The sequence below is a fragment of the Sphaerochaeta sp. genome, from assembly GCF_050256055.1.
Taxonomy (GTDB): Bacteria; Spirochaetota; Spirochaetia; order Sphaerochaetales; family Sphaerochaetaceae; genus Sphaerochaeta.
In genome coordinates this window covers 11,768-13,657 of the sequence record NZ_JBFWIJ010000042.1, presented here as the reverse complement: position 1 = coordinate 13,657, position 1,890 = coordinate 11,768, and the positions used below count along the sequence as shown (strand labels likewise).

At 52.0% G+C, this 1,890-nt stretch carries 2 protein-coding genes and 1 pseudogene; all 3 read left to right on the top strand.

Annotated elements, in window-relative coordinates:
- Positions 1-285: pseudogene (locus AB7C91_RS13075) on the top strand (sugar ABC transporter ATP-binding protein); the annotation flags it as partial.
- Complete coding sequence (locus AB7C91_RS13070) at positions 278-1,249, top strand: ABC transporter permease (RefSeq protein WP_332447290.1); 972 nt, start codon at positions 278-280, stop codon at positions 1,247-1,249. The pseudogene AB7C91_RS13075 and the gene AB7C91_RS13070, both read left to right, overlap by 8 nt.
- A gap of 24 nt (positions 1,250-1,273) precedes the next feature.
- A partial coding sequence (locus AB7C91_RS13065; protein ID WP_428592145.1) for a substrate-binding domain-containing protein occupies positions 1,274-1,890 on the top strand: 617 nt, incomplete at its 3' end.

Genomic DNA, 1,890 nt, shown 5'->3' with positions numbered 1-1,890 from the left:
TGGATGGATACCGACCCTCGGATCCTCATCCTCGACGAACCGACCAGGGGAATAGACATCAACGCAAAGAAGGAAATTTATGAGTTCATCCATCGCCTGGCGAAGGACGGAATCAGCTGCATCCTCATCTCCTCGGAGATGGAGGAAATCATAGGAATGTGCAACCGGGTCTATGTCATGCGGGAAGGACGGATCGCAGGGTGTTTGGAATATGACCAGGTCACCGAGGAAAACATCGTTTTCAATGCCACAGGAATCAAGAAAGGTATGGAACAAAATGGGTGAGAACAAGATAGTATCCTACATTCGCAACTTCAGGCTGAAGGACCATTCGTTGGGGATGGCTTTCATCATCCTTGTAGTCATCGCCACCATCATCGGGTGGCCCAACTTCCTGAAATTCAGGAACCTGACGAACATCCTCAGACAAATCTCCTATACCGGCATCATCGGATTGGGGATGACGTTGATCATCATCTCCGGAGGCATTGACCTTTCGGTCGGGTCGATGACGGCTTTTGTCGGGGGAATTTCCATCTACATGCTCAACCTGTTCGGTCCCACTTCCACCTGGGGCATTGTGCTTACGTTCTTGTTCGCCTTGGCATTCGGTTCGTTCTGCGGGGCTCTCAACGGCATCATGGTTGCAAAATTCAAGATGGCGCCGTTCATTGTCACCCTCGGTACCTTGTCAATTTTCCGTTCCCTGATCCAGTACTTCTCCAACGCAGGGACCATACTCTCGGTCAATATGGGATATGGGAAACTGGGAAGCAGCATATTCCTTGGCTTCCCCATTCCGGTCTGGTGTTTCCTGGTGGTCGGAATCGCATTGCACGTCGTGCTCAACCATACCGCATTCGGACGCTACCTGTGTGCAACGGGAAGCAATGAACAAGTGGCCAAGTATTCGGCCATCAATGTCTCATTGGTCAAGTTTCTTCCCTATGTAATCACGGGTTTCACCGTGGGCATCACCGCGATCATGTGGTCCAGCCGATTGAACTGCATCAATCCCAGCGATTGCACCGGCTATGAAATGGATGCCATCGCGGCGGCGGTCATCGGCGGAACGCTGATGAGTGGGGGAAAAGGAAGCATCATCGGCACAATGATCGGTGCGGTCATGCTGGGCATCATCAACAACATGCTTGTCATGGGAGGAATCAGCGCCTTCCTGCAGCAGGCTGTCAAAGGGTTTGTCATTATTGTTGCAGTACTCTTGCAGTACAACAACGGTAATAAATAGTTCGAAGCATACAGGAGGAAAGAAATGAAGAAAGCATTGGTAGTCGTTCTTTGCATGGTCTTCTCAGTCGGCTTGGTATTCGCCCAAGGCGTCTCTGAGACGAAAACCAGCATTCCCAAGATTGGTATTGCTGTGCCTTCCCCTGACCACGGCTGGACTGGAGGCATCGGCTGGTGGGCAGACAAGGCGGTGAAGGAGTTGCAGGAGAAATATCCGGGCAAGTATGAGTTCAAGGTTCTGCATGCCGACGGCTATGCAAAACAGATCTCCGATGTCGAGGACCTCATGGTCTGGGGCATGGACTATCTGGTGATTCTTCCCCACGAGTCCGCTCCCCTCACCCCGGTGGTAAAGGAAGCCCATGATGCCGGTGTCAAATGCATCGTCGTCGACCGTGGACTTACCGACACCTCCTTCGGATATGTGAATCTTGCGGGAAACAACTCCGAAATGGGTAAGGTTTCCGGAGCCTTTGTCCGCGATTACATGAAAGCGCACAAGCTGACCAAGTATGTTGCCATGGGCGGCATGCCGGTAGTCATCGACGGCGAACGCATGAAGGCCTTCTTCGATGAGATGCAGAAGGATCCTTCCTTGATCAACCTCGCCGGCGGAAGAAACTATGACTTCGCCGATTGGTC